Consider the following 1,133-nt stretch of genomic DNA (forward strand, 5'->3'; position numbering starts at 1 on the left):
CTCGAAGAACGACTGGCGAATCTGATCAGCGACGCGATCGCGCCCCGTATGGTTCCCGACATCGAGATCGCGCCGTGGCGCGGCACCCAGCTTGTCGCGGTGGAGGTCTACCCGAGCCCGTCCCGGCCGCATCATGTCAGCCAGGAGGGCCCGGAGAGCGGCGTCTACGTGCGGGTCGGTTCAACCAATCGACGGGCCGACTCCGACCTGGTCGAAGAACTGCGCCGCTACGCACGGGGCGAGGTCTACGACGAACAGGCAACGCCGGAACTGGGCTCGGACGCGATCGACTTCCCGGCGGCTGCCGAGGCGTTCAGCCAGCTCCGAAAGCTACGCCCCGCCGACCTGGAGACCCTCAGACTGGTGACGGCCCACCAAGGACAGCTCGTCCCGACCGTCGGCGGCCTGCTGCTGTTCGGCCGCGACCAGGACCGTGCCCGGCTTTTCCCCGATGCCTGGATCCAGGCCGGACAGTTCCTCGGCACCGACAAGTCCCAGATCGTCGACCAGGCAGAGATCCGATCCAACCTGGTACTCGCGGTGGAAGACGCGCTCGGGTTCGTGCGTAAGCACAGTCTGCACGGCATCGACATCGGCCCTGTCCTGCGAACAGACCGGTGGAACCTGCCTCCGGTCGCGGTCCGGGAAGCGGTCGTCAACGCGGTGGCACACGCCGACTACCGGCAGCGCGGCGCGCCCATCCGCATCGCGGTCTTCGACGACCGCCTCGAAGTGGAGAACCCCGGCCTGCTGCAGTTCGGACTGACGGTCGACGATATCCGTCGCGGAGTGTCCAAACTGCGCAACCGGGTCATCGGCCGGGTCTTCAATTCACTGGGGCTGATCGAGCAGTGGGGCAGCGGCATCCAACGAATGACCACCGCATGCCTGGACGCGGGACTTCCCCCGCCAGACCTCGAAGAGATCGGCACCCGGTTCCGCGTCACGCTGTGGACCCAGCGTGTCCAGCTGCCGACCCTGGACGCCAAGGACCGGGCGATCCTCACCGCCATCCCGACCGACGGCGCGCTCACCAGCGCAATCGCCAACGCCATCGGCCTGTCCACCCGCGCGACGAGGACCAGGCTCATCAAACTGGTCGACCGCGGACTCGTCCGTGAGGTCGGCGCCGG

The 1,133-nt window shown here is 67.8% G+C and carries 1 protein-coding gene; it reads left to right on the plus strand.

Annotated features, from left to right (window positions below):
• On the plus strand, positions 1–1,133 hold a 1,133-nt coding region (locus tag U9980_RS14850), incomplete at both ends, for an ATP-binding protein (protein WP_322768451.1).

This window comes from Protofrankia sp. Cr1 (assembly GCF_963555865.1).
Taxonomy (GTDB): Bacteria; Actinomycetota; Actinomycetes; order Frankiales; family Frankiaceae; genus Protofrankia.